This is a genomic window from Streptomyces lydicus (assembly GCF_001729485.1).
Lineage (GTDB): Bacteria > Actinomycetota > Actinomycetes > Streptomycetales > Streptomycetaceae > Streptomyces > Streptomyces lydicus_D.
The window spans coordinates 343,106-367,960 of sequence record NZ_CP017157.1; the positions used below are offsets into that span (position 1 = coordinate 343,106).

Annotated in this window: 22 protein-coding genes; 13 read left to right on the forward strand and 9 right to left on the reverse strand. The window is 71.9% G+C overall.

Going from position 1 to position 24,855, the window contains the following annotated elements; genetic code table 11:
- Window positions 1–290 precede the first annotated feature (290 nt).
- The 6 genes from SL103_RS01500 to SL103_RS01525 all read left to right on the forward strand — a co-directional run bounded on the left by SL103_RS01500 (window position 291) and on the right by SL103_RS01525 (window position 6,633).
- A complete protein-coding gene (locus SL103_RS01500; RefSeq protein WP_069566960.1) occupies window positions 291–1,085 on the forward strand; it encodes a redox-sensing transcriptional repressor Rex in 795 nt (264 codons plus the stop codon).
- On the forward strand, window positions 1,082–2,449 hold the full coding sequence (locus SL103_RS01505) for a glutamyl-tRNA reductase (protein WP_069566961.1): 1,368 nt from the start codon (window positions 1,082–1,084) through the stop codon (window positions 2,447–2,449). The genes SL103_RS01500 and SL103_RS01505 overlap by 4 nt, the downstream gene beginning before the upstream one ends.
- On the forward strand, window positions 2,446–3,486 hold the full coding sequence (gene hemC / locus SL103_RS01510; protein ID WP_069566962.1) for a hydroxymethylbilane synthase: 1,041 nt from the start codon (window positions 2,446–2,448) through the stop codon (window positions 3,484–3,486). The genes SL103_RS01505 and hemC overlap by 4 nt, the downstream gene beginning before the upstream one ends.
- A complete protein-coding gene (locus tag SL103_RS01515; RefSeq protein ID WP_069566963.1) occupies window positions 3,483–5,132 on the forward strand; it encodes a uroporphyrinogen-III synthase in 1,650 nt (549 codons plus the stop codon). The genes hemC and SL103_RS01515 overlap by 4 nt, the downstream gene beginning before the upstream one ends.
- Window positions 5,133–5,316: 184 nt before the next feature.
- Window positions 5,317–6,306: a porphobilinogen synthase gene (gene hemB, locus SL103_RS01520; protein ID WP_079145511.1), complete on the forward strand. Its 990-nt coding sequence runs from the start codon at window positions 5,317–5,319 to the stop codon at window positions 6,304–6,306.
- Window positions 6,307–6,450: 144 nt separating this feature from the next.
- Complete coding sequence (locus SL103_RS01525) at window positions 6,451–6,633, forward strand: CsbD family protein (RefSeq protein ID WP_069566965.1); 183 nt, start codon at window positions 6,451–6,453, stop codon at window positions 6,631–6,633.
- Between the two features lie 65 nt (window positions 6,634–6,698).
- On the opposite strand, the gene argS is transcribed toward SL103_RS01525, so the two are convergent.
- Window positions 6,699–8,462: an arginine--tRNA ligase gene (argS, locus tag SL103_RS01530; RefSeq protein WP_069566966.1), complete on the reverse strand. Its 1,764-nt coding sequence runs from the start codon at window positions 8,460–8,462 to the stop codon at window positions 6,699–6,701.
- A gap of 182 nt (window positions 8,463–8,644) precedes the next feature.
- Between argS and lysS the strand changes: the two genes are divergently transcribed.
- Window positions 8,645–10,405, forward strand: a complete 1,761-nt coding sequence (lysS, locus tag SL103_RS01535) for a lysine--tRNA ligase (protein ID WP_432215384.1) — start codon at window positions 8,645–8,647, stop codon at window positions 10,403–10,405.
- Between the two features lie 144 nt (window positions 10,406–10,549).
- On the opposite strand, the gene SL103_RS01540 is transcribed toward lysS, so the two are convergent.
- The 3 genes from SL103_RS01540 to SL103_RS01550 form a co-directional block, all read right to left on the reverse strand.
- Entirely contained in the window at window positions 10,550–11,761 is a 1,212-nt protein-coding gene (locus SL103_RS01540; protein WP_069566968.1) for a DUF2637 domain-containing protein, read from the reverse strand.
- A gap of 196 nt (window positions 11,762–11,957) precedes the next feature.
- A complete protein-coding gene (locus SL103_RS01545; RefSeq protein WP_069566969.1) occupies window positions 11,958–12,674 on the reverse strand; it encodes a DUF3558 family protein in 717 nt (238 codons plus the stop codon).
- Window positions 12,675–12,851: 177 nt separating this feature from the next.
- Window positions 12,852–13,736, reverse strand: coding sequence for a hypothetical protein (locus SL103_RS01550; protein ID WP_069566970.1), 885 nt, complete (start codon window positions 13,734–13,736; stop codon window positions 12,852–12,854).
- 162 nt (window positions 13,737–13,898) lie between these two features.
- Between SL103_RS01550 and SL103_RS01555 the strand changes: the two genes are divergently transcribed.
- Complete coding sequence (locus tag SL103_RS01555) at window positions 13,899–15,092, forward strand: RtcB family protein (RefSeq protein WP_069566971.1); 1,194 nt, start codon at window positions 13,899–13,901, stop codon at window positions 15,090–15,092.
- Between the two features lie 636 nt (window positions 15,093–15,728).
- Complete coding sequence (locus SL103_RS01560) at window positions 15,729–16,700, forward strand: hypothetical protein (protein ID WP_244303817.1); 972 nt, start codon at window positions 15,729–15,731, stop codon at window positions 16,698–16,700.
- A 310-nt stretch (window positions 16,701–17,010) separates the two neighbouring features.
- On the opposite strand, the gene SL103_RS01565 is transcribed toward SL103_RS01560, so the two are convergent.
- A complete protein-coding gene (locus SL103_RS01565; protein WP_069566972.1) occupies window positions 17,011–17,760 on the reverse strand; it encodes an SDR family oxidoreductase in 750 nt (249 codons plus the stop codon).
- A gap of 394 nt (window positions 17,761–18,154) precedes the next feature.
- The gene (locus tag SL103_RS01570) at window positions 18,155–18,490 is read right to left on the reverse strand and encodes a YnfA family protein (protein ID WP_069566973.1); all 336 of its coding nucleotides are present in this window, start codon (window positions 18,488–18,490) and stop codon (window positions 18,155–18,157) included.
- 159 nt (window positions 18,491–18,649) lie between these two features.
- Between SL103_RS01570 and SL103_RS01575 the strand changes: the two genes are divergently transcribed.
- Window positions 18,650–19,393, forward strand: a complete 744-nt coding sequence (locus SL103_RS01575) for an AAA family ATPase (RefSeq protein WP_069573269.1) — start codon at window positions 18,650–18,652, stop codon at window positions 19,391–19,393.
- Here the strand turns inward: SL103_RS01575 and SL103_RS01580 are convergent.
- Window positions 19,347–21,098: an FAD-dependent oxidoreductase gene (locus SL103_RS01580; RefSeq protein ID WP_079145513.1), complete on the reverse strand. Its 1,752-nt coding sequence runs from the start codon at window positions 21,096–21,098 to the stop codon at window positions 19,347–19,349. The two genes, SL103_RS01575 and SL103_RS01580, sit on opposite strands and share 47 nt — an antisense overlap.
- A gap of 140 nt (window positions 21,099–21,238) precedes the next feature.
- Between SL103_RS01580 and SL103_RS01585 the strand changes: the two genes are divergently transcribed.
- Window positions 21,239–21,949: a TetR family transcriptional regulator gene (locus SL103_RS01585; protein ID WP_079145514.1), complete on the forward strand. Its 711-nt coding sequence runs from the start codon at window positions 21,239–21,241 to the stop codon at window positions 21,947–21,949.
- A gap of 156 nt (window positions 21,950–22,105) precedes the next feature.
- Here the strand turns inward: SL103_RS01585 and SL103_RS01590 are convergent, their stop codons facing one another.
- Window positions 22,106–22,450, reverse strand: a complete 345-nt coding sequence (locus tag SL103_RS01590; RefSeq protein WP_069566974.1) for a MazG-like family protein — start codon at window positions 22,448–22,450, stop codon at window positions 22,106–22,108.
- 152 nt (window positions 22,451–22,602) lie between these two features.
- Between SL103_RS01590 and SL103_RS01595 the strand changes: the two genes are divergently transcribed.
- Complete coding sequence (locus SL103_RS01595; RefSeq protein ID WP_069566975.1) at window positions 22,603–23,103, forward strand: cupin domain-containing protein; 501 nt, start codon at window positions 22,603–22,605, stop codon at window positions 23,101–23,103.
- Window positions 23,100–24,014, forward strand: a complete 915-nt coding sequence (locus SL103_RS01600) for an SDR family NAD(P)-dependent oxidoreductase (RefSeq protein WP_079145515.1) — start codon at window positions 23,100–23,102, stop codon at window positions 24,012–24,014. Before SL103_RS01595 ends, SL103_RS01600 begins: the two co-directional genes overlap by 4 nt.
- Window positions 24,015–24,223: 209 nt before the next feature.
- On the opposite strand, the gene SL103_RS01605 is transcribed toward SL103_RS01600, so the two are convergent.
- Entirely contained in the window at window positions 24,224–24,784 is a 561-nt protein-coding gene (locus SL103_RS01605) for a hypothetical protein (RefSeq protein ID WP_077192803.1), read from the reverse strand.
- Between the last annotated feature and the right edge of the window lie 71 nt (window positions 24,785–24,855).

A 24,855-nucleotide genomic window follows, 5' to 3' on the forward strand; every position in this document is an offset into this window, starting at 1 on the left:
GGTCGATTACCATCGGTGGGCGATTTGTAGGTTTCCGGGGGTATGGCGGTGAGGAGTGAGGGCGCGTGCTCCCGTCGGTGCTGCCGTGTGTTGCGAGCGGCGCGAGTGAACGGTGTGACGTGGGAGTTGGTTCCGCGGAGGCCCGTAATAGCCGCGTGACCCCCATCACTTTGGGCGGACAAACCGGACACCATCTTTGTGCACGCGTTCACAAAGACATAGCCTGCAGTGGACAGGGCGGTCGGGTTCCGTACGGGCGCCCGCAGCCCCGCTCTACCCGCAGGAGCACCGTGGCAACTGGCCGAACTCACCGACCGGCGACCCGAAGCCGAGGGATTCCCGAGGCCACCGTCGCCAGGCTTCCGCTATACCTGCGCGCTCTGACCGCGCTCTCCGAGCGTTCGGTACCCACGGTCTCCTCCGAAGAACTCGCGGCCGCGGCGGGGGTCAATTCCGCCAAACTCCGCAAGGACTTCTCCTACCTGGGCTCCTACGGGACCCGCGGCGTCGGCTACGACGTGGAGTACCTCGTCTACCAGATCTCGCGCGAGCTGGGGCTGACCCAGGACTGGCCGGTTGTCATCGTCGGTATCGGTAACCTCGGCGCCGCGCTCGCCAACTACGGCGGGTTCGCCTCCAGGGGCTTCCGGGTCGCCGCGCTGATCGACGCCGACCCGGCGATGGCCGGCAAGCCCGTCGCGGGCATCGCGGTCCAGCACACCGACGAGCTGGAACACATCATCGAGAGCAACGGCGTTTCCATCGGCGTCATCGCCACGCCGGCCGGGGCTGCCCAGCAGGTCTGCGACCGGTTGGTCGCCGCCGGCGTCACCTCGATCCTCAACTTCGCGCCGACCGTGCTGACCGTCCCCGACGGGGTCGACGTACGCAAGGTCGACCTGTCGATAGAGCTGCAGATCCTCGCCTTCCACGAGCAGCGCAAGGCGGGCGAGGAGACCGGGCCCGAGGGCGGCGCACCGACCACGTCCGGCCGTGCCGCCGCCGTCGCGGCCGCGGCCGAGGCGGCCGTCGCGAGCGATCGCAAGGGACCTGACGGGGACGTGCCCGCCGTGATGCCGGCATGAGCCTTTTGGTCGTCGGACTGAGTCATCGCAGTGCGCCGGTGAGCGTGCTGGAGCGGGCCGCGCTCGCCCCGGAGGCGCGCGGCAAGCTGCTGCAGGACGCCGTGTCGGCCGAGCCGGTCACCGAGTCCGCGGTGCTCTCCACCTGCAACCGCATCGAGCTCTACGCCGACGTGGACAAGTTCCACGCCGGGGTCGCCGAGCTGTCCACCCTCCTGGCCCGGCACAGCGGCGTCGACCTGGACGAGCTCACCCCTTATCTCTACGTCCACTACGAGGACCGCGCCGTCCACCACCTCCTCTCGGTGGCCTGCGGCCTGGACTCGATGGTCGTCGGCGAGGGCCAGATCCTCGGCCAGATCAAGGACGCGCTGGCGGTCGCCCAGGAGCTGCACACCGCGGGCCGGCTGCTGAACGACCTGTTCCAGCAGGCGCTGCGGGTCGGCAAGCGCGCCCACAGCGAGACCGGGATCGACAAGGCCGGGCAGTCCCTGGTCACCTTCGGCCTGGAACAGCTCGCCGCCGGGCAGGACGTCGCGGCGTGGGCCCGCGGCAAGCGGGCGCTGGTCATCGGCGCCGGCTCGATGTCGTCGCTGGCCGCGACCACGCTGGTGCGCAGCGGCATCGGCGAGCTGGCCGTCGCCAACCGCACCGTCGAGCGCGCCGAGCGGCTCGTGCAGATCCTCACCGAGCCGGGCGGGCCCGGCGCCGCCACCGGGCTGCGCGCCCGCGCGGCGGCGATGAGCTGCGTCGAGCACGAGCTGGCGGTCGCCGACATCGTGGTGTCCTGCACCGGCGCGACCGGTCTGGTGCTCGACGGCGCCCTGGTCGCGGAGGCCCTGACCGGCCGGGAGGCGCCACTGGCGCTGCTCGACCTGGCGATGCCGCGCGACATAGACGCCGCGGTCCACCGGATCGAGGGCGCGCACCTCGTCGACATCGAGTCGCTGGCCGACGCCTCCGCGGACGCGCCGATGGCGGCCGACGTGGACAAGGTGCGGGGCATCGTCTCCGAGGAGGTCGCCGCGTTCGGCGCCGCCCAGCGCGCCGCGCACATCACCCCGACCGTGGTCGCCCTGCGCACCATGGCCGCGGACGTCGTCGCCGGTGAGATCGCCCGGCTCGACGGCCGCCTCCCCGACCTGGACGACAAGCAGCGCGCCGAGATCACCCAGACCGTGCGCCGCGTCGTCGACAAACTCCTGCACGCGCCCACCGTGCGGGTCAAGCAGCTCGCCAGTGAGCCCGGCGGTGCCGGGTACGCCGACGCGCTGCGGGAACTCTTCGACCTCGACCCGCAGACGGTTGCCGCCGTCAGCCGGGCCGACACGCGCGGCGGAAGCCACGATGCACGGGAGCGGGCATGAACGACAGCACCACGAGACCACTGAGGCTGGGTACGCGGCGCAGCGCGCTCGCCATGGCCCAGTCCGGACTGGTCGCCGAGGCGGTGCGCGAGCTGACCGGCCGCCCCGTCGAACTGGTGGAGATCACCACCTACGGCGACACCTCCCGAGAGCACCTCGCGCAGATCGGCGGCACCGGCGTGTTCGTCTCCGCGCTGCGCGACGCGCTGCTCGCCGGGGACATCGACTTCGCCGTCCACTCGCTCAAGGACCTGCCCACCGCGCAGCCCGAGTCCCTCACCCTGGCCGCGATCCCCGTCCGGGAGGACCCCCGCGACGCGCTCATCGCCAGGGACGGGCTCACCTTCGAGGAGCTGACCGCCGATCCGGAGCGCACCGCCCGTATCGGCACCGGCTCGCCCCGCCGGATGGCGCAGCTCAACGCCTGGGCCCGCATACTGGGCCGGCGCATAGAGACCGTGCCGATACGCGGGAACATCGACACCCGCATCGGCTTCGTCGAGAAGGGTGAACTGGACGCGGTCGTACTGGCCGCCGCCGGGCTCACCCGCCTCGGCCGCTTGGACGAGGCGACACAGCTGCTGTCGCCCGACGTGGTTCTGCCCGCCCCGGGCCAAGGGGCACTGGCGATCGAGTGCCTCGCGGTGCACCCTGTGCACGGCACCGCCCTCGCCGCCCGGCTCGCGGACCTCGACGACCCGGACACCCGGGCCGCCGTGACCGCCGAGCGATCCCTGCTCGCCGCCCTGGAGGCCGGCTGCTCCGCACCCGTTGGAGCGCTGGCCGACCTCTCCCCAAGCTCTCGGGTTCGCTCGAGCGGGGGAGACCCCAAGGCTGACGAGCAGGCTGTCACCGAATTGCATCTGCGTGGTGTCGTCGGCACGACCGACGGCAGCACGCTGGTGCACTTGTCCACCACCGGGCACGTACCCGCCTCTCCCGACGATGTCTCGACCCCGCTGAACCTGGGTCGTGAACTCGCCGCCGAGATGCTCGCCAAGGGTGCGGCCGGTCTTATGGGGGAGCGAGCACTTTGAACCCCACCGCCCCTAACCACTCCGCCTCCGGTCAGGTCACCTTCCTCGGTGCCGGGCCGGGTGACCCGGGCCTGTTGACGTTGCGTGCCGTGGAGGCGTTGGCCTCCGCGGACGTACTGATCGCCGACCCGCAGGTGCTGGACGTCGTGCGTGTGCACGCCCGTGCGCAGGTGGACACACCACTGCAGGCGTCAGCTGACGAGGCGTCAATCCCCGCCGACATCCCCACCCTTAGGGACACCGCCAATCTTGTCATGGCGGCTGCCCGTGCGGGCAAGCGGGTCGTGCGTGCGGTCACCGGCGACCCCGGCTTGGACGGAAACGTCGCCGAGGAGATGCTGGCCTGCGCCTCCGAGGGCATCGTCTTCGAGGTCGTGCCCGGCATCGCCGCGGCCGTCGGCGTGCCCGCGTACGCCGGTGTGCCGCTGCGCGACGCCGAGGGCACCGACGTGCGGTTCGTCGACGCCCGTACGGCCGACGACCGCTGCTGGACCGAGCTGGGCACCAGCGACGCCACCGCGGTGGTCTCCACCACCCTCGACGCGGTGGCCGCGGCCGCCGGTGAACTGGTCTCCGCGGGCCGCAAGCCGGACACCCCGCTGACCGTCACCATCGCCGGCACCACCACCCGGCAGCGCACCTGGACCGCCACCCTCGGCTCGGTCGCCCAGGTGCTCAAGGCCGCCAAGGTGCTGCCGTCGCCCGACGGCGGGCAGCCGGTCATAGCCGTGGTCGGTGAGCGCAGTGCCGCGGCCCAGCGGGACCGCCTGTCGTGGTTCGAGTCCAAGCCGCTGTTCGGCTGGCGGGTGCTCGTACCGCGGACGAAGGAGCAGGCCGCGTCGCTCTCCGACCAGCTCGTCTCCTACGGCGCGGTGTCGCACGAGGTGCCGACCATCGCGGTGGAGCCGCCGCGCACCCCGCAGCAGATGGAGCGGGCCGTCAAGGGCCTGGTCACCGGCCGCTACGAGTGGATCGCCTTCACCTCGGTCAACGCGGTCAAGGCGGTGCGGGAGAAGTTCGAGGAGTACGGCCTGGACGCCCGGGCGTTCGCCGGGATCAAGGTCGCCGCGGTCGGCGAGCAGACCGCCAAGGCGCTGGTCGCCTTCGGTGTGAAGCCCGACCTGGTGCCGTCCGGTGAGCAGTCCGCCGCCGGTCTGCTGGAGGACTGGCCGCCCTACGACCCGGTCTTCGACCCGATCGACCGGGTCTTCCTGCCGCGCGCCGACATCGCCACCGAGACCCTGGTCGCCGGGCTGATCGAGCTGGGCTGGGAGGTCGACGACGTCACCGCCTACCGGACCGTGCGCGCCTCGCCGCCGCCGGCCGAGACCCGGGAAGCCATCAAGGGCGGCGGCTTCGACGCCGTGCTGTTCACGTCCTCGTCGACCGTGCGGAACCTCGTCGGGATCGCCGGCAAGCCGCACAACGTGACCGTGATCGCCTGCATCGGCCCGGCCACCGCCAAGACCGCCGAGGAGCACGGGCTGCGCGTGGACGTGATGTCGCCCGAGCCCTCGGTGCACAAGCTGGCCGAAGCCCTCGCGGACTTCGGGGCGGCGCGGCGCGATGCCGCGCTGGAGGCCGGGGACCCGGTCACCCGTCCCAGCGAGCGCCGGCCCGGATCGCGCCGGAGAGCGCGGAGCTGAGCAGCGGTCCGTACGGTTTCGAAGGGCGCCTCCTGGCGGGGCGCCCTTCTGCTTGCCGCGTGCCGGGCGGAGTCCTGGCCGGTCCCGGAGGGCGCCCGCCGCACCGCGAAGGGGCCCGCCGCCCCGCCGCGCCCCGACGACGCGTCGGCAAAGGCGGGTGCGCGGCGGGCGTAGCGTGGGCGGTATGACGAAGTACGGAAGCTTCCCAGGGGCGCGGCCGCGTCGCCTGCGCACCACGCCCGCCATGCGGCGGATGGTCGCGGAGCACCGGCTGCACCCGGCCGATCTGATCCTCCCCGCGTTCGTACGGGAGGGCATCGGCGAGCCGGTGCCGATCGGCGCCATGCCGGGCGTCGTCCAGCACACCCGCGACACCCTGCGCAAGGCCGCCGTCGAGGCGGTGGCGGCGGGCGTCGCCGGGATCATGCTGTTCGGCGTGCCGCTGGACGAGAAGAAGGACGCGGCGGGGACGGCCGGTACGGACCCCGACGGCATCCTCCAGCAGGCCATCCGGGACGTGCGGGACGAGGTCGGCGACGACCTCGTCATCATGTCCGACCTGTGCCTGGACGAGTACACCGATCACGGCCACTGCGGTGTGCTGGACTCCGAGGGCCGGGTCGACAACGACGCGACGCTGGAGCGGTACGCGGAGATGGCGCAGGTCCAGGCCGACGCGGGCGTCCACGTCGTGGGCCCCAGCGGCATGATGGACGGCCAGGTCGGCGTCATCCGCGACGCCCTGGACCAGACCGGCCACGAGGACGTGTCGATCCTCGCCTACACCGCGAAGTACTCCTCGGCGTTCTACGGCCCCTTCCGGGAGGCCGTCGGCTCGTCGCTGCAGGGCGACCGCAAGACCTACCAGCAGGACCCCGGCAACCTCCGGGAGTCGCTGCGCGAGCTGGCGCTCGACCTGGACGAGGGCGCCGACATGGTCATGGTCAAGCCGGCGCTGCCGTATCTGGACGTGCTGGCGAAGATCGCGGACGCGGTGGACGTGCCGGTCGCCGCGTACCAGATCTCCGGTGAGTACGCGATGATCGAGGCGGCCGCGGAGAAGGGCTGGATCGACCGCGACAAGGCGATCATGGAGGCCCTGACCGGCATCAAGCGGGCCGGCGCGAACATGATCCTGACGTACTGGGCGACCGAGGTCGCGCGGGCGCTGTGAGCCGCCGGGCGCGCCGCCCCTGACCACCGAGCTCCCGTCCCGGATCACCGGGGCGGGAGCTTTGTTGTGGTTGTCAGGTTTTGTCCGCCGTATGGGGGGCACGGACCCGGTGTCAACGAAGGCCGCGACCGAGAGCGAGGCACCGTGACTACCAAGGACACCATGCGGGCCAAGGGCGCCCAGGCCATCGGCGCCGTGAAGGAGGTCGTCGGCAAGGCGACCCACAACCGCAAGCTGGAGGCCGAGGGCAAGGCCGAGAAGACGGCCGGCCACGGGCTGGACGCGAAGGAGAAGGCCAAGCACCGGCTGCACAAGCCGTGGCACTGAACGCTCGCCCCGCGCGTGCCCGGCTCTCCCGCCCAGGGGCGGGAAAGCCGGGCCGGCGGGAAGGACTACAGGCGCTCGGGGGTGCGGATGCCGAGCAGCGCCATGCCCTGGTGGAGCGTCCGGGCCGTCAGCTCGCACAGGAACAGACGGTTGGCGACCTGCTCCGGGCCGCCCTCGGCCTTCAGGACCGGGCACTGGTCGTAGAAGGTCGTGAACAGCGAGGCGAGGCCGTAGAGGTACGCGGCGACCTTGTGCGGCTCGTAGGAACCGGCGGCCTCGATGACGGTCTCGCCGAACTGGTCGAGGTGCAGACCCAGCGCGCGCTCCGCGGGAGCCAGCGCCAGCTCCGGGTGGGCCGCCGGACGCGCGTCGCCGGCCTTGCGGAAGATCGACCGGATCCGGGCGTAGGCGTACTGGAGGTAGACGGACGTGTCGCCGTTCAGCGACACCATCTGGTCCAGGTCGAACTTGTAGTCCCGGCTCGGTGACGTGGACAGGTCCGCGTACTTCACCGCGCCGATGCCCACCTGCGCGCCGTTCTCGGCGATCTCCTGGTCGGTCAGGCCGATCGGCTCGCCCTTCTCGCGCACGACGGCCGTCGCCCGCTCGACCGCCTCGTCGAGCAGGTCCTCAAGGCGGACGGTCTCGCCCTCACGCGTCTTGAACGGCTTGCCGTCCGCGCCGAGCACCGTGCCGTAGCCCATGTTGTGCGCGGTGACGCCGTCCTTCAGCCAGCCCGCCCGGCGGGCCGTCTCGAAGACCATCCGGAAGTGCAGCGACTGCCGCACGTCCACGACGTACAGGAGCGTCGTCGCGTTCAGGTCGAAGACGCGGTTGCGGATCGCCGACAGGTCGGACGCCGCGTACCCGAAGCCGCCGTCCGCCTTCTGCACGATCAGCGGCACCGGCTGGTCGTCCTTGCCGCGGATCTCGTCGAAGAAGACGACGAGCGCGCCCTCGGAGCGCACCGCGACGCCGGACTCCTCCAGGAGCCGCGCCGTCTCGGCCATCATGTCGTTGTACGCGGACTCGCCGACGATCTCGTCGTCGCGGATCTCCATGTCCAGCTTCTCGAAGACCGAGTAGAAGTAGACCTTCGACTCGTCCACGAACCGCTGCCACAGGTCGAGGGTCTCCTTGTCCCCGCTCTGCAGCGCCACGACCCGCTTACGGGCCCGCTCCTTGAACGCCTCGTCGGAGTCGAAGACCGCGCGCGACGCCTTGTAGACCCGGTTGAGGTTGCTCATCGCCTGCTCGCCGTCGACGTCGGCCGCCGGGGCCAGCTCGCCGGGGTTCTCGATCAGGTACTGGATGAGCATGCCGAACTGGGTGCCCCAGTCGCCGATGTGGTGCCGGCCGACCGTCTTCTCGCCGGTGAAGTCCAGCATGTGGCGCAGCGCGTCGCCGATGACCGCCGAGCGCAGGTGCCCGACGTGCATCTCCTTGGCCACGTTCGGCTGGGCGTAGTCGATGACCGTGACGCCCGGGTTCTCCTTCAGCGGCACGCCGAGCCGGTCGTCGGCGGCGCGCGCGGCGAGCGTCTCGGTGATCGCCCGGTCGGCGATCGTGATGTTGAGGAAGCCGGGGCCGGAGACCTCGATCTCCTGCAGCAGGCCGTCCTGGCCGATCGCGTCCACGACCTTGGCCGCCAGCTCCCGCGGGTTGCCCTTGAGCTTCTTGGCCAGCGCCAGCATGCCGTTCGCCTGGAAGTCGGCCCGGTCGCTGCGTCGCAGCAGCGGGTCCGCGGCACCGGCCTCCGGCAGGGCTGCCGAGAGGGCGTCCGCGACGCGCTGTTGGACCGAAGCTGCGAGGGAAGGGACCGAGGCCATGAGGCTGCACTCTCTGTAGACGGAGGTGTCTTCGAAGGGGAATGGGTTTGCCAATGAGTATCCCACGGCGGCACCACTGAATTTCCGGACGGCGGGCGTCTGGGAGAATGGCACCGTCAGGCTTTTGTGCGTCGCGCGCGCAGGACGGCGCAAACGGGAAGCACCAGGAAGAGGAAGGGCCGATCGTGGCTCAGCAGAGCACCGAGACCGACTGGGTCTCCAGGTTCGCGGACGAGGTCATTGCCGAGGCGGAGCGCCGCGCCGCCGGCAAAGTGGCATCAGGTGCCTCCGCACCGGTGATCGTCTGCGCCTCCGGCCTGAGCCCCTCCGGCCCCATCCACCTCGGCAACCTCCGCGAGGTCATGACGCCGCACCTGGTCGCCGACGAGATCCGCCGCCGCGGGTACGCGGTCCGCCACCTGATCTCCTGGGACGACTACGACCGTTACCGCAAGGTGCCGGCCGGCGTCCCCGGCGTGGACGCGTCCTGGGCCGAGCACATCGGCAAGCCGCTGACGTCGGTACCGGCCCCGGCCGGCTCGTCGTACCCGAACTGGGCCGAGCACTTCAAGGCCGCCATGGCCGACGCGCTCGCCGAGCTGGGCGTCGAGTACGACGGCATCAGCCAGACCGAGCAGTACACCGCCGGCACCTACCGCGAGCAGATCCTGCACGCGATGAAGCACCGCGGGCAGATCGACGCGATCCTCGGCCAGTACCGCACGAAGAAGGCCCCCGCGAAGAAGTCGCAGAAGCCGGTCGACGAGGCCGAGCTGGAGGCCGCCGAGGGCTCCGGCGCGGCCGGCGAGGACGACGGCAGCTCCGGCGCGGCCGGCTACTTCCCGTACAAGCCGTACTGCGGCGGGTGCGACAAGGACCTCACCACCGTCACCTCGTACGACGACGAGACCACCGAACTCGCCTACACCTGCGCCGAATGCGGCTTCGCCGAGACGGTCCGGCTGAGCGAGTTCAACCGCGGCAAGCTGGTCTGGAAGGTCGACTGGCCGATGCGCTGGGCATACGAGGGCGTGATCTTCGAACCGTCCGGCGTGGACCACTCCTCGCCCGGCTCGTCCTACGTCGTCGGCGGGCAGATCGTCCGTGAGGTCTTCGACGGCGAGCAGCCCATCGGCCCCATGTACGCCTTCGTCGGCATCAGCGGCATGGCCAAGATGTCCTCGTCCAAGGGCGGCGTGCCCACCCCGGGCGATGCGCTGAAGATCATGGAGGCGCCGCTGCTGCGCTGGCTCTACGCCCGCCGCAAGCCCAACCAGTCCTTCAAGATCGCCTTCGACCAGGAGATCCAGCGGCTCTACGACGAGTGGGACAAGCTGGCCGCCAAGGTCGCGGACGGCGCCGCGCAGCCCGCGGACGAGGCCGCCTACGTCCGGGCCGTCGGGACCGCCGCCGGTCCGCTGCCCACCACCCCGCGCCCGCTGCCGTACCGCACGCTGGCCTCGGTCGTGGACGTCACCGCCGGCCACGACGAGCAGACCCTGCGCATCCTCGGCGAACTGGACCCGGCCAACCCGGTCACCTCGCTCGACGAGACCCGGCCCCGGCTCGACCGGGCCGAGTACTGGATCACCACCCAGGTCCCCGCCGACCAGCGCACCATCGTGCGGGACGAGCCCGACGCGGAGCTGCTGAAGTCCCTCGACGACACCGCCCGCGACTCGATCCGGCTGCTGCTGGAGGGCCTCGACTCGCACTGGTCGCTGGACGGGCTGACCCACCTCGTCTACGGCGTGCCGAAGGTCCAGGCGGGCTTCGCCGCCGACGCGACGCCGAAGGAACTGCCGCCGGAGATCAAGGTCGCGCAGCGGACGTTCTTCGCGCTGCTGTACCACCTGCTCGTCGGCCGGGACACCGGGCCGCGGCTGCCCACCCTGCTGCTGGCCGTGGGCGCCGACCGGGTCCGCAAGCTGCTCGGCGGCTGACCGGCCGCCGGTGCGCCGGCGGCCCGCGGGCGGGAAAACGGGTGCGGCCCCGGGGAGAAATCCCCGGGGCCGCGTGCGTGACGTGGGAGGCGTACGGGAGCGCCCCGTTTCCGCCCGCGTTTCTGCTCGCGCGCCGGCCCGGTGTTACGCGATGTGCTCTTCCATGAGTTCCGCGTTGAGCCGGTTGCTGAACTGGTCCATGTAGCGGCTGAGCGCCCGTTCCTGCAGGCGCATCCCGTACTGCGCCTCCAGGTTCGCCGCGAACGCGCCCCGGGTCGGCATGCCCTCACCCTCTATCGAGCGTCGGAACACCTGGTAGAGGTCCTCGTCGGCCGGTGGCCCGGCCGGGGCCTGCACGGGCTGGGGGGCCGCCTCCGGGGTGCCCTTGCCGAGCGGGCGCGTTCCGCCCGCACCGGTCGGCACCGGGACCTGGGACTCGGGCTCCGGCGCGCGCGGCGCCGGTACCGGGGCCTGCTCGTGCGCCGGCACCCGCTGTGGCTCCTCGTGCGGGGGCTGATGCCGAGGCTCCTGCTCCGGGACGTACGTCGGGTCGTAGTCCCCCTGATAGGGGGCCCGCTGCGACGTCGCGAACCACTGGCTCGGGACCTCCTCGGGCTGCGGCTCCAGGGCGGGCGGCGCGGACTGCTGCGACGTCGGCAGGACCTGCGGTTCGATGCCCGCCGCGGCGAGCCCCGCCGGAGCGGTCTCCGCCAGCGGCACCCCGTACCGGGCGAGGCGCAGCGGCATCAGGGACTCCACGGGAGCCTTGCGGCGCCAGCCCCGCCCGAAGCGCGAACGCAGGCGTGCCTGGTAGACGAGGCGTTCCTGCTCCAGCTTGATCACCGCGTCGTACGACCGCAGCTCCCACAGCTTCATCCGTCGCCACAGCAGGAACGTCGGGACCGGGGACAGCAGCCAGCGCGTGAGGCGCACCCCGTCCATGTGCTTGTCCGCCGTGATGTCGGCGATCCGCCCGACGGCGTGCCGGGCGGCCTCGACGGTGACGACGAACAGCACCGGGATGACGGCATGCATGCCCATGCCCAGCGGATCGGACGCCGCCGCGGCGTTGAACGCGACGGTGGCGACGGTCAGCAGCCACGCCGTCTGCCGCAGCAGGGGGAAGGGCATGCGGATCCACGTCAGCAGCAGATCCAGGGCGAGCAGGACACAGATGCCCGCGTCGATGCCGATGGGGAGGAAGAAGGAGAAGGTGCCGAAGCCCTTCTTGACGGCCAGTTCGCGCACGGCCGCGTAGGAGCCGGCGAAGCCGATGCCGGCGATGACCACCGCGCCGGCGACGACGACTCCGATGAGTATCCGGTGTGTGCGTGTCAGCTTCAGTGGCGCGGCCACCCAGAACCCCTCCTAGTCGGTCTGTTGCGGGCGACAGCCTGGCACATGCGTTCGCGCGGTCGTGTGCCGGTACGGACGGAGCCGGCTGCTGCGACAGCCGAGAGGGCCCGCACCGTACGTCGTGTACATCGGTGCGGGCCCTCTGCCGGCCGGCACGGCCGGGCCGGGCCGCGGGCGTTTCAGGAGGGGTGCGGCGTCAGGACTTCGTCTTCGGGTTCGTGGCGGCGGCGACCGCCTCCTTGGCGGCGGCCTGGGCCTGCTTCAGCAGGTCGGCGCCCTTGGGGGTGTCGGCACCGGCCAGGCCCGCGCCGTTGTAGTTGATCGTGACGACGATGTTGGAGGCGCGGGCGACGATCGTGGTGTTCTTGAAGTCGTTGCCCTCCTTCTTCACGTCGTAGGTGATCGCGGTCGCCTCGTCGCCGGTGCCGGCGGTCTTGACCTCCGCCAGCTTCTTGGCGCCCTTGCTGGCCTTCGCGTCGGCTATCTGCTTGGTGTAGAAGTCCGTGGCGCGCTTCTCGGCCGAGCCGACGCCGGGGTCCGAGTCGTAGCGCTGGTAGCCGATGTCGAGCCAGCGGAACTGGGTGCCGTCGACGCCCTTTTCGTCGGAGCTGTTCCAGGAGCAGGTGCCGTGCGCCGCGTTGTCGGTGGACTTGCCCTGGTCGCCGGAGGCGTCCTTCACCTTCGGCAGCATCTTCTCCAGGGTGTCCTTGGAGAACGCCGTGCACGGGTTGGGCAGCGTCTTGTACTTCGCGGGCGCGACGGTCGGCGACGGCGCGCTGGAGCTGCTGGAGGACGCGGACGAGGAGGCGGCACCGGCGCTGTCGCTGTCCGAGCCGGAGCAGCCGGCGACGAGCAGCACCGGTACTGCTGCGCAGGTAAGGAGGCTGGCGAGGCGCTTGGCTGAACGGTGCATGGTTCCTTCGCTGTTCGTCGTCATCGGTACCGGGTGATCGGTACGTTCATCGGTACGGCTAGACGGCACGGTACGCGGAGTGGCGGGGTGGGTGACCGTTTCGTGTCGATGCGCATGACGAATGAATGGGGGCATACGGAACTGTCAGTCCGAATCGGGCAATTGACCTGATGCGGACTATTCGCTGAGGCTGTCCACCAGCTCCCCGGCCAGCGAACGGGCCTTGTCCTGCAGTTCCTGGCTGTCCGGCAACATCATCTTGTCCGTGGACCACTGGTCGTAAGTGAGCGTCACGATCACATTCGACGTGCGAAAGACCACAGTCACGTCGCGGTGCACGCCGGAGTCCGCGGTGGCCAGCTTGTCGTCCAGGAACGCCGCGTCCCCGAGGCCGTCCAGCACGCGGGGTGCGGTCGATCCGCCCTGGTCCGTGCCGGTGCCGGTCGGGGACGACGGGGCGCCCGGCGTCGCCTTGCCGCCCTTGTCCGCCGCGGTGGCCTTGCCGCCCGGTTTGCCGGCCGCGTGCGCCCCGCCGTCCGGCGTGGTGCCCTTGCCCTTCGCGGAGGGGGACGGGGTGGGCGCGCCGGAGTCCGCGCCGCCGGACGGGATCTGCGCCGCGAGTTCCTTGCCGTCGTAGATCCCCTGCGCCTTGTCGTCGTCGCTGACGGAGGAGTCGTAGGAGACCACGCGCTGGATGTCGAGGCTCAGGTGGCGGGTGCCCTCGGTGGTCTCGCGGGTCCAGTGGCAGCCGACCCGGCGGTCGGTGTCGTAGGTGATGTCGGCCTGGCCGGCGTAGAGCTTCTGGGCGTCGGCGCTCGACAGGTGCTGTCCGTCGCCGGGCAGCATGCCGCGCAGGGTGCTGCGCGAGGGCAGCCCGCAGGCTTCCGGGAGGGTCTGGTAGCGGCCCGGTTCGGCGGACTGCGTCGCGGTGGCGGCGTCCCCGCTCTTGGCGTCCGCGGCCCCACCGTCGCTGGTGGAGCCGCCGCTGCAGCCGGCGAGGCCGGCGGTCAGTGCCGCGGCCACCACCAGTGCGGCCCCGGGTACGAACGATTTCCGTGTCATCGTTCGCGGCTCCTTCCCCTGCGAAATGCGGTTGCCGCCGAGTGGCGGCCGATGGACACAATGTCTACCGCACGCGTTGCCGCGTACGCCGGTCCGGCGTCCAAGATCATGCATCTTGTCCGGCTTTTGCGTTTTTCATGTTTTCGGGGGAATGAGGAAGTTATGTCGTACGTCGAGGTGCCGGGCGCGCGGGTACCGATCCGGATGTGGACGGATCCGGCCACGGTCGAGGACGTCGCCATGCAGCAGCTGCGCAATGTCGCCACCCTCCCGTGGATCAAGGGCCTGGCCGTGATGCCGGACGTGCACTACGGCAAGGGCGCCACGGTCGGCTCGGTGATCGCGATGCGCGGCGCGGTCTGCCCGGCGGCGGTCGGCGTCGACATCGGCTGCGGGATGAGCGCGGTGAAGACCTCGCTGACCGCCAACGACCTGCCCGGCGACCTCTCCCGGCTCCGCTCGAAGATCGAGCAGGTGCTCCCGGTGGGGCGGGGCATGCACGACGACCCGGTCGACCCCGGGCGGCTGCACGGCGTCCCGACGGCCGGGTGGGACGACTTCTGGACGCGGTTCGACGGGGTCGCGGAAGCGGTCAGGTTCCGCCGGGAGCGGGCCGTGAAGCAGATGGGCTCGCTCGGCGGCGGCAACCACTTCTGGGAATTCTGCGTCGACGCCGACCAGTCCGTGTGGATCATGCTGCACTCCGGGTCGCGCAACATCGGCAAGGAGCTGGCCGAGTACCACATGGGCGTGGCCCACAAGCTGCCGCAGAACCAGGGCCTGGTCGACCGCGACCTCGCCGTCTTCATCGCGGACACCCCGCAGATGGCGGCGTACCGCAACGACCTGTTCTGGGCGCAGGAGTACGCCAAGCACAACCGCGAGATCATGATGGCCCTGACCCAGGACGTGATCCGCCGGGAGTTCAAGAAGGCCAAGGTCACCTTCGACCAGGTCATCTCCTGCCACCACAACTATGTGGCGGAGGAGCGGTACGACGGCATGGACCTCCTGGTGACCCGTAAGGGCGCCATCCGGGCGGGCGGCGGCGAGTACGGCATCATCCCCGGCTCGATGGGCACCGGCTCGTACATCGTCAAGGGCCTCGGGAACGCCGCGTCCTTCAACTCGGCCTCGCACGGCGCCGGCCGCAGGATGAGCCGGAACGCCGCCAAGAAGCGCTTCTCGACGCGTGACCTGGAGGAGCAGACGCGGGGTGTGGAGTGCCGCAAGGACTCCGGCGTGATCGACGAGATCCCGGGCGCCTACAAGCCGATCGAGCAGGTCATCGAGCAGCAGCGGGACCTGGTGGAGGTCGTCGCCCACCTCAAGCAGGTCATCTGCGTGAAGGGTTGAGTGCCGGCTCTTCACCTGATCCACCGGAACTGTGACCGGTGGGCGGGCGTTGTTCTCCATGCACCCGGTAGGGGAGGGGAGCTGCCCGCGCATGGGACACCGAGAGACGTACGCGAACAGATATCTCTCACGCAGCCATCTCTTACGCAGCTGTCTCTTACGCATCGTGGCTGCTGTCGGAGCGCTCATCGTCGCGTCGGGTTGCGCACACGGAGGTTCCGGGAGTCCCGGTCCCGTACGGCCGACGTCGTCCTCCGGCTCCTCCCCCACAGCGGGTGAGGCGGTGGGCGGCGTGGAGTCCGGCGGGGCGCTGGGCGGTACGTCGGGCGAAGATGCGTCCGGGGGCGGTGCGCAGGGGGACGGCCCGACCGACGGTGCGACCAGCCCTGGCGGACCCAGTTACGGCGGGGATCCGGTGCCGCCGGTCAAGGTGCCGCCCAAGGGGCATGGCAGACCGCCGGCGGGCGGCGGCGTGGATCCGGGCGGTGGCCAGGACGGCGGCACCAGTACAGGGGAGGACGGGTCCGCCGGGGCCGACGAGACCTGCCCGCCCCCCGACGGCTCGCCGCCACCGTCCGCGTCGTCCGAAGCAACGGGCTCGGCCTCCCCGGAGGGCACTCCCTCGCCGAGGGAGACGTGCCCGTCCCCGGCCGCCACATGAGCGGCGATCCGGCGCCCTCCGCGCCACCCGCGCCACCTGGTGGGGAACGTACGGCGGCCGGCCTCCTCGGCATCGTCGTCGCCCAGGCGTCCTTCCTCGTGGCCATCATGTATTTCCTGGGTGCGGTCTATATGACGGCCTACTACAGCTACTTCCGCCTGGACGCCTTCAGCCTTGGCTTCGGCTTCGCGGAGATGGCCATCCAGAGCCTGAATGTCGTCACCGCCCCGACGGCGATCGTCTGCGTCCTCGCCGTCCTGGCAGCTCGCTACCTGGCCACGGCCCCCGCGCCCACCACACAACCGGACGCCGACGAGGGCGGCCACGAACGCCTCATACGCACACTGGGGAGCGCCCTGCGAGCAGTCGCCAGGGCAAACCTCTCCATCGTCGGCTCCGGCCTTGCTCTCTTGTTCCTCTGGCCCTGGCTCGGTGCCTTCAGGTGGGCGGCCCCGCTCGTGCTGGGGGCCGGCGTACTCCTCGGTCAGAGCCCATGGGCCCGAAGCCGGGCTGCTGACGGGGACGCCGCAGCCCCGTCCGCCGCAGCCCCGTCCAGAACGTGGAGCCGGGCGGTACCGGTCTTCACGGCCGGTCTGCTGGTGATGTGGGGTCTCAGCCTGGCCGTCAGCGCACTGGGCGAGCAGGAGGCCCGGCGGACCGCCGCCAACCTCGTACGCCGCCCCGCCGTCGTGCTGCTGAGTACCGACCGCCTCAGCTTGGCCGGGCCCGGTCTGGAGGTGAAGGACCTGGGCGCCAAGGTCCACTACCGGTACCGATACACCGGCCTCCGCCGCCTCATCGAACGCAACGGCCGCTACTACCTCCTCCCCCTCGGCTGGACCTACCGAACAGGCCCCACCTACGTCATCCAGGACGGCGGCGACCTCCGCGTGGAACTGTTCCCCGGCACCCAGGAGGAGTGCGGCGCCCGGTGCATGGAGGGGTAGGTCCTGCCGTCGAACTCCCGCCGGCACGCGCGCTCACGGCGCGGCATCCCGGCCTACTTGGCCACGCGGGCGTCTGCTCCCCTTGGCCGGCCGGTCCTTCCTCTCCTCCTGGGCGGCCGGTCCTTTCTCGTCATGCCGAGACTCGACCGCCCGGCCCTGGAGACCGAGCCGGGAGACGTGAGCGCTGACAAGCACTGACCGGAGGACCGGCCCCGCCAGGCCACTGCCGTGCTGCTGGACAGCTGTCCAGCCGTGCTGTCGGCGGCTGTACCTGAGCGCGGGACCTGGGGCCGGTCGGGCCCGTCGGGGATCAAGTGGTGCGGTGGACCTTGGTGTTGGACGCCTGGGCGCGCGGGCGGACCACCAGGAGGTCGACATTGACATGGGCGGGGCGGGTGATCGCCCAGGTGATGGTGTCGGCGACGTCCTCCGCGCTGAGCGGCTGGTCCACACCCTCGTAGACCTTGGCGGCCTTGGCGGTGTCGCCGCGGAAGCGAGTGGTGGCGAACTCGTCGGTCTTGACCATGCCCGGCGCCACCTCGATGACGCGGACCGGCTCGCCGCACAGCTCCAGCCGGAGGGTTTCGGCGAGGACGTGGGCGCCGTGCTTGGCGGCGACGTAGCCACCGCCGCCCTCGTACGTGGCGTGGCCGGCGGTGGAGGAGAGCACGACGACGGTGCCGTCGCCGGACGCGGTGAGCGGCGGCAGCAGCGCCTGGGTCATGTGGAGCACGCCGAGGACGTTGACCTCGTACATGGCGCGCCAGTCGGCGGGGTCACCGGTGGCGACCGGCTCGGCACCGTAGGCGCCGCCGGCGTTGTTGACCAGCACGTCACAGCGGTCGAGGGAGGACGCGAAGGCGTCAACGGCGGCGCGGTCGGTGACGTCGAGGGCGTGGGCCCGGGCGCCGGGCAGCTCGGCGGCGAGCGCCTCGATGCGGTCCTTGCGGCGGGCGGTGAGCACCACGCGGTAGCCGGCGGCGGCCAGCGCCCGGGCGGTCGCGGCGCCGATCCCGCTGCTCGCTCCGGTGACGACGGCGGTACGGGCCTCGGCGGTCATGGTGCACTCCTCAAGACGGTGACGGTCGCCTGCTCCTGAGGAGCATGGGGCGAGTGGGGAGGGTGGTACGCGGCCAGGATATGCGGGCCGGGCCGGCGGTTTCGGGGGTGTGCGGGATGTGGTGGTCGGTGGCGCTTGGTCGCGGGCGGCGGCTGGTGGCGGGCCGCGTCTGGGAGTGGGCGGCGTCCGGAGGTCCGGAGGTCCGGAGGTGGAGGCGTCTGAGGCGGGTGGGCGTTGCCCGGTGGTGGCTGGGGGCGGGTTCGGTCGGTGGCGCTTGGGGTGGGCGACTTGGGGTGGGGGAGTCGGAGTGGGGGACTCGGGGTGGGGGTGGGGGTGGGGTAGCGGATTCCGGGGGCCGGGGCCGGGGCCGGGGGCGGCGGTTGCTGGGGGGGCGTCAGCGGCCCCTGGGGGCGTACATGATCACTGCCATGCCGGCGAGGCAGATCAGCGCGCCGGTGACGTCCCAACGGTCCGGGCGGTAGCCGTCGGCGACCATTCCCCAGGCAAGCGACCCCGCGACGAAGACACCGCCGTACGCGGCGAGGATGCGCCCGAACGCGGCGTCCGGCTGGAGAGTGGCGACGAAGCCGTACACGCCCAGAGCGAGGACCCCGGCGCCGATCCAGGCCCAGCCCTTGTGCTCCCGGACGCCCTGCCAGACCAGCCAGGCACCGCCGATCTCGAAGAGGGCGGCGACGACGAAGAGGGCGGCGGAGCGGGCGATGAGCATGCACCCAGCGTAGGGAGGAGACCCGAGGCCCGGGGGGAGCGGTGGCGCCGGGTACCCCGGGCGGGACGGGTGGGTGCGTGCGGACTCCTGGCCGGGAGTGGGTGCGTGCGGGCTCCTGGCCGGGAGTGGGCGTCAGTGGCGTGTGAGAGCTTCGAGGACATGCTGATCGAACGGGCCTATGTGGATCTTCCGCACGGGGAGGGCGCGGCCGGGGACGGCTGGCCCTGGACGGTGCCGTGCGTACGCCAACTGGTCGAGGAGGGGCTGACGTTCCGCGCGCCGGTGACCTTCCTGGTGGGGGAGAACGGTTCGGGTAAGTCGACGCTGGCCGAGGCGCTGGCGGAGGGCTTCGGGCTGGATTCGTACGGCGGGTCGGCGGGCTACAAATACGCCAGCTCGCGGGAGGCTTCGGTGCTCGGCGGCCGGATGCGGTTCGACCCGACGCGGGAGGGCCGCCGCATGGTGCGGGGGCCGCGAACCCGCCGGCAGGGGTTCTTCCTGCGGGCCGAGACGGCGCTGGAGGCGCTGAGCGGCGAGCGCAGGACGAACCGGCTGTCCCGGGACCCGGAGGGGATGAGCCACGGGGAGGGCTTCCTGCTGGCCTTCCGCGAGCGCTTCGCGCAGCGGGGGCTGTACGTCATGGACGAGCCGGAGGCGGCGCTGTCCTTTTCCTCCTGCCTCGAATTGGTCGGTCTGATGGACGAGTTGGGCAGCGGTGGCGCACAGATCATCTGCGCCACCCACTCGCCGTTGCTGACCGCGCTGCCCGGTGCGGAGATCGTCGAGGTGGGCGAGCACGGCATGCGCACGGTGGAGTGGGCGGAGCTGGGGCTGGTCGACCACTGGCGGCGCTACCTCAACGATCCGCGGGCGTATCTGCGTCATGTGCTGGCGCCGGGATGACGGCAGAGGCGCCGGCGGTGGAAGTGGCGGTGGGCGTGGGCTTGGTGGCCGTGGACGGGGTGGAGGTGTGCGTGGTGGAGGGGTCGGCAGTGGTGACTGAGGAGTGGGCGGAGGTGGCGTCCGCGGGGGCGGTGCCGTCGGGCGCGGAGCCGGTCCACCGGAGGACGGCGGTGCGCAGGGACGCGGCGCGCTCCGCGGGGGCCGTGGCGTCGGTGGCCCAGGCGACATAGCCGTCGGGCCGGACGAGCAGGGCCGTACGGCGGTTGCCACGCCAGACGGCGTTTATCAGGCGGCCGTCGGCGGGGCGCGGGGGAGTGGGGTGCGACTGATCATCCGCGCCGTTCGCCGGGCTCTGGGCGACGGCGGGTTCGCCGGCCGGGGTGATGAGGACGAAGCGGCCCTGGCGCAGGAGTTCGTAGAGACGGCTGCCATCGGCCAGCTGGATGTCGGGCGCGCGGCGGCCGGCGAGCCGGTGGGCACCGGGCCCGGCCGGATAGGCGATACCGATACCGGAGAGGTTGCGCACCGCGCGGCGGGACACCGGCCGTAGCCGGTTGACGAGCTGGGCGGCGACCGCTCGGGCGGCGCGGCCCGGTGCGTGGTGCGCCAGGGCGAGCCGGATGATGGCGCCGCTGCTGCGCAGGACCATCTTGCCGACGGGGTGGCGCTCGGCCTGATAGCTGTCCAGCAGGGCCGCCGGGGCGTGGCCCCGGATCACCGCCGCCAGCTTCCAGCTGAGGTTGGCGGCGTCCTGCAGGCCGGTGTTCATGCCCTGGCCGCCGGCGGGGGAGTGCACATGGGCGGCGTCCCCGGCGAGGAAGACCCGGCCGACGCGGTACTCGGGAGCCTGGCGCTCATCGCTGTGGAAGCGCGAGATCCAGCGGGCGTCATGGATACCGTAGTCCTTGCCGAGCGCGAGGCGGGCGACTTCCTGGACCTCGGCGAGGTCGGCGGGGATGTCGTCGTCGGCCTGGCGGTGGCGGTTCCAGCCGATGACGCGGTACCAGCCGTCGCCGAACGAGCTGATCAGGCCGAAGGCGTCATCCGTGGCACCGACGGTGAAGGGGGACTCCGGCTCCTGCGCCAACCGGACGTCGGCGAGGACCACGGACCGGAGCACGGACCTGCCGGGGAAAGGCAGGCCGACGGACTCGCGGATCGTGCTGCGCACCCCGTCCGTGCCGACGACATACGCGGCGCGGACGCCGGTGGTGGTGCCCCCGGCGCCGCGGAGGTGGACCGTCACCCCGTCCGCGTCCTGCTCCAGACCGGTCACCTCGGAGTCGTACCGGAACACCACTCCGGCCTTGCGGGCCCGGCGGTCCAGCAGCCTCTCGACCTCGAACTGGGGCGTGACCAGCACGAACGGGAAGCGGGAGGGGAGCTGGGACGGGTGGACGTCGGCCCGGCCGAACAAGCTGAGGCGGGTGATGGGGTGGCCGCCGGCCACGAGCTCGTCGGCGAGACCGCGGGCGTCGAGCTGCTCCAGCGTGCGGGCATGGACGACCAAGGCGCGGGTGAGATTGCTGGTCGTGTCGGGCCGGCGCTCGAGGAGGGTGACGGAGAGGCCGGCCTCGGCCAGGTCCCCGGCCAGCAACAGGCCGGTCGGACCGGCCCCGACGACGAGGATGTCCGCCTCGCGGGCCTCGTCGGCCGCCCGTCCCTTGGTGGCGCCCTTGTCGGACCGGGGGTTCATGGCGTCCATGGCTGCTGCCTCCTACGGCTTGCCGGGGCCGGTGCGCGATGCCCACATTTGTTGGTCAACGCATGTTGGTCAACGCTTGTTGGCAAGCGTAGGACGCGCCGCGCTGGCGTGTCAACAGCTGTTGGCCTACAGTCGTTGACATGCCAGACCCCGCCCCCTTCACCAGCACCGATCCCGCGTCGGCCACCCGTGACGCCACAGCCACCCGTGACGCTGCGGCCACCCCTGATGCCGCGGCCGAAATCGCCGACGCGGCGGACACCGCCGCCACGGCCCCCCGCGAAACCGGCGGGGCCCGTCCGCCGCGCTCCGCCGCGACCCGGGCGGCGATCCTGGCCGCCGCCCGGGACCGCTTCGCCGCCGACGGGTACGAGCGCGCCACGATCCGCGCCATCGCCAAGGAAGCGGGCATCGACCCGTCGATGGTGATGCGCTACTACGGCAACAAGGCGGGCCTCTTCGCGGCCGCCTCGGAGATCGAAGTGCACGCCCCCGACCTCACCCACGTCCCGCACGACGAGCTCGGCGCCTGGCTCGTCCGCCACTTCCTGGAGCGCTGGGAGTCCGACGAGAGACTGACCGGCATGATGCGTGTCGGCGTCACGAACGAGGCGGGCGCCCAGCGGATGCGGACGGTCTTCGCCGAGCAGATTGAGCCGGTCCTCTCCGCGGTGTGCCCCGTGCCCGAGGAGGCCGAGATCCGTTCCGGGCTGATCGCCTCTCAGATACTGGGCATGGCCCTGTGCCGCTACGTCCTGCACATCCCGCCGGCCGTCGCCCTCAGCCACGACGAGGTCGTCACCTGGCTGGCCCCCACCATCCAGCGCTATCTGATGGCCGACCTGCCCTGACGCACCAACGGGCCACCGGGCCCGCCGACAGCGCGCGAGCCCAGGGGGCGGAGACGGGGCCGGAGCCCATGGAGGCCGGACGCGGTAAGCCGGCGCACCGGCCCCCCTCGGTTAGCCGGCGCACGGCCCCGCCCCGGGCCGGCAGCCCGGCCGCTCTCAAGCGGGCGGCGCCGGAACCCGTTCCGCCACCCGCTCCAGGTGCCCCTCGAACACCCGCCGCGCCTCCGGCGTCAGCGTCCGCAGCGCCACCATCGCCGTGACGATCACATCGCACAACTCGCTGCGGACGTCGTCCCAGCTGTGGGTGCGGCCCTTGCGCGGGTTCTGGCCGGTGGCCCCGATGACGGCCTGGGCGACCTCGCCCGCCTCCTCCGAGAGCTTCAGGATGCGCAGCAGCCGCTCCTGCTCCACCGGCAGCGCGCTCTCCCGGTCGAGCCAGCGCAGCAGATCGTCGACGGTGTTCCACACAGCTGACGGCCCGTCGGCCGAGGTATCGGACATGGCCCGATTGTGCCCGCCGTCGCGCCCCCTTGGTCCCTAGGGTGGATCACCGAGCGCGCCACCGAGCGCGACGCCGACCTCACCACCGACCTCACCACCGGCCGCGCCCCGACGGACGACGGACGGCGGACGAGGCGGAGAGGACACCACCGATGGACGACCACCCCCGCGCCCCGCTCCCCGAGGCGCTGATCGCGTTCTACGGACTGGAGCCGCTGCCCCGTGAAGGAGGCAGGTTCCGGCAGATGTGGGCGGGTCCGCCGCGCCCCGACGGACGGCCCGAGGGAACGGCGATCGTGATGTTGCTGACCGCCGAACCCGGCGACTTCTCCGCCCTCCACCGGCTGCCGACCGACGAGATCTGGCACTTCTACGGCGGCGATCCGCTCAGCCTGCTGCTGCTCTCCGAGGACGGCCCGGCCCGTACGGCGCTTCTCGGCTCGGACGTCCTGGACGGGCAGCACGTCCAGTTCACGGTGCCGGCCGGCACCTGGATGGCCGCCGAGGTCGCCGACGGCGGTGCCTGGAGCCTCTTCGGCTGCACCATGGCGCCCGGATTCACCTACCAGGACTACGAGCACGGGGACGCCGCCGAACTGGCCGCGCGCTTTCCCCAGGAGGCAGCGCGGATCGCCGCGCTGAGCCGACCATGACAGAGGATCAGCCCCCTCGTGACCTCAACGAGACCGGGCCGGCGGGGAGTTCCGGAGGCGACAACCGGCCCGGTCTGCCCGATCTCACCGGTCCCGGTCTTCCCGATCTGCCCGACCATCCCGATGCCCCTGCTCTTCGCGATCTCCGCCGTCTCCCCGATCTCACCGGGCAGGTAGTCCTCGTCACCGGGGCCGGCGGGGGCATCGGGCGGGGTGTCGCGCTGCGGTTCGCGGCTGCGGGGGCCGCGGTGGTGGTGCACCACCGGACGGGCGCCGAGGCGGCGCGGGCCGTGGTGGCGCGGATCGAGGAGGGCGGCGGGAGCGCGCTGGCGCTGCGGGCGGATCTGGCCGTCGAGGAGGAGTGCCACCGGCTGGTCGCGGAGGCGGCCCGCTGGCGCGGCAGGCTGACGGCCCTGGTGAACAACGCGGGTGTGCAGCCGACGCAGGAACTGGCGGGGATGTCGCTCGCCGACTGGCGCGCGGTGGCGGACGTCAATGTGCACTCCGTCTTCGCCTGCACCCAGGCCGCGGCCGAGGTGATGCGGGACACCGGCGGCGGCTCGGTGACCCATGTCGCCTCGATCGAGGCGGACCGCCCCGCTCCGCTGCACGCCCACTACTGCGCGTCGAAGGCGGCGGTGGTGATGCACGCGCGCTCGGCGGCGCTGGAGTACGGGGCGTGGGGCATCCGCGTCAACAGTGTCTCGCCGGGCCTGATCGGACGTCCGGGCCTGGTGGAGGACTGGCCGGAGGGCGTGCGGCGCTGGCAGGCCGCGGTGCCCACCGGCCGGCTGGGGCGGCCGGAGGACGTGGGGAACGCCTGTGTGTTCCTCGCCTCGCCGATGGCGTCGTGGATCACCGGGCACGATCTCGTCGTGGACGGCGGCGTCTCGGCCCGCCCCACCTGGTGAGTCACCGCCCCACCTGGTGAGCCGGCGGCCCACCCGGTGACCCACGCCCCGGCCGGCCACCACCGGCCCACCTGACGGGCCAACCGTGCCACCTGACCGGCCAACCGCCCCACGTGTGACGGACGACGCCCCGGCCCCGGGCCGTTCGTCGTCCGCTACGGCACCGGGCCGCGCCGAACCGTTCCCTCAGGGCGCCGGCCGCTGAACCGTTACGGCCACACCAGGCAGTACGCCTGATGTCCCGCCTCGTGCAGCCGGTGGCTGAAGTCCTGCCACTCGTGCAGGAGCTGGTAGACGGTGAAGGCGTCGCGCGGGCCGCCGCGGTCGGGGACGGTGGACCAGATGAACGCCGCCGCGCCGACCGACTCCTCACCGACGCCGCGCAACGGGTCGACCACGGTCATGGGCAGCTTGACGACGGCGTAGTCGGGGTGCAGGACGACGAGTTCGAGCGGTGGAACCTTGTGGAGCGGTATGCCCTCTATACCGGTGAGGACCATCGCGGCCATCGTCTCCGGCTTGATCTTGGTGAACATGCCGCCCATGCCGAGCTCGTCACCGCCGAGTTCCTCGGGGCGCATGGAGATCGGGACGCGGGCCGCGGTCGCACCGTTCGGCGCGCCGAAGTACTTGTACGTCACCCCCATGCGGCCGCCCCTGATGTCCCCACCCTTGATGCCCTCGGTGTCCTCGCGCCGGTGACGGCCGCGCTGGGCGCGCCCGGGACCCCGGTCCTCGGTTCCCTCGCCCAGTTCGCCACCGCGATGCATATCTCCACCCGACCACTCGCAGCCCCAGCCGCGCAACCCGATCATCGTCTCAGAGACCTCCCCCGTCGCCG

Excerpts from the sequence above, each read along its gene's own strand:
- SL103_RS01505 (WP_069566961.1), top strand. The coding sequence starts at position 1,082 with ATGAGCCTTTTGGTCGTCGGACTGAGTCATCGCAGTGCGCCGGTGAGC.
- hemC (WP_069566962.1), top strand. The coding sequence starts at position 2,446 with ATGAACGACAGCACCACGAGACCACTGAGGCTGGGTACGCGGCGCAGC.
- hemB (WP_079145511.1), top strand. The coding sequence starts at position 5,317 with ATGACGAAGTACGGAAGCTTCCCAGGGGCGCGGCCGCGTCGCCTGCGC.
- argS (WP_069566966.1), bottom strand. The coding sequence starts at position 8,462 with ATGGCCTCGGTCCCTTCCCTCGCAGCTTCGGTCCAACAGCGCGTCGCG.
- SL103_RS01545 (WP_069566969.1), bottom strand. The coding sequence starts at position 12,674 with ATGCACCGTTCAGCCAAGCGCCTCGCCAGCCTCCTTACCTGCGCAGCA.
- SL103_RS01550 (WP_069566970.1), bottom strand. The coding sequence starts at position 13,736 with ATGACACGGAAATCGTTCGTACCCGGGGCCGCACTGGTGGTGGCCGCG.
- SL103_RS01555 (WP_069566971.1), top strand. The coding sequence starts at position 13,899 with ATGTCGTACGTCGAGGTGCCGGGCGCGCGGGTACCGATCCGGATGTGG.
- SL103_RS01565 (WP_069566972.1), bottom strand. The coding sequence starts at position 17,760 with ATGACCGCCGAGGCCCGTACCGCCGTCGTCACCGGAGCGAGCAGCGGG.
- SL103_RS01570 (WP_069566973.1), bottom strand. The coding sequence starts at position 18,490 with ATGCTCATCGCCCGCTCCGCCGCCCTCTTCGTCGTCGCCGCCCTCTTC.
- SL103_RS01575 (WP_069573269.1), top strand. The coding sequence starts at position 18,650 with ATGCTGATCGAACGGGCCTATGTGGATCTTCCGCACGGGGAGGGCGCG.
- SL103_RS01580 (WP_079145513.1), bottom strand. The coding sequence starts at position 21,098 with ATGGACGCCATGAACCCCCGGTCCGACAAGGGCGCCACCAAGGGACGG.
- SL103_RS01585 (WP_079145514.1), top strand. The coding sequence starts at position 21,239 with ATGCCAGACCCCGCCCCCTTCACCAGCACCGATCCCGCGTCGGCCACC.
- SL103_RS01590 (WP_069566974.1), bottom strand. The coding sequence starts at position 22,450 with ATGTCCGATACCTCGGCCGACGGGCCGTCAGCTGTGTGGAACACCGTC.
- SL103_RS01595 (WP_069566975.1), top strand. The coding sequence starts at position 22,603 with ATGGACGACCACCCCCGCGCCCCGCTCCCCGAGGCGCTGATCGCGTTC.
- SL103_RS01600 (WP_079145515.1), top strand. The coding sequence starts at position 23,100 with ATGACAGAGGATCAGCCCCCTCGTGACCTCAACGAGACCGGGCCGGCG.
- SL103_RS01605 (WP_077192803.1), bottom strand. The coding sequence starts at position 24,784 with ATGCATCGCGGTGGCGAACTGGGCGAGGGAACCGAGGACCGGGGTCCC.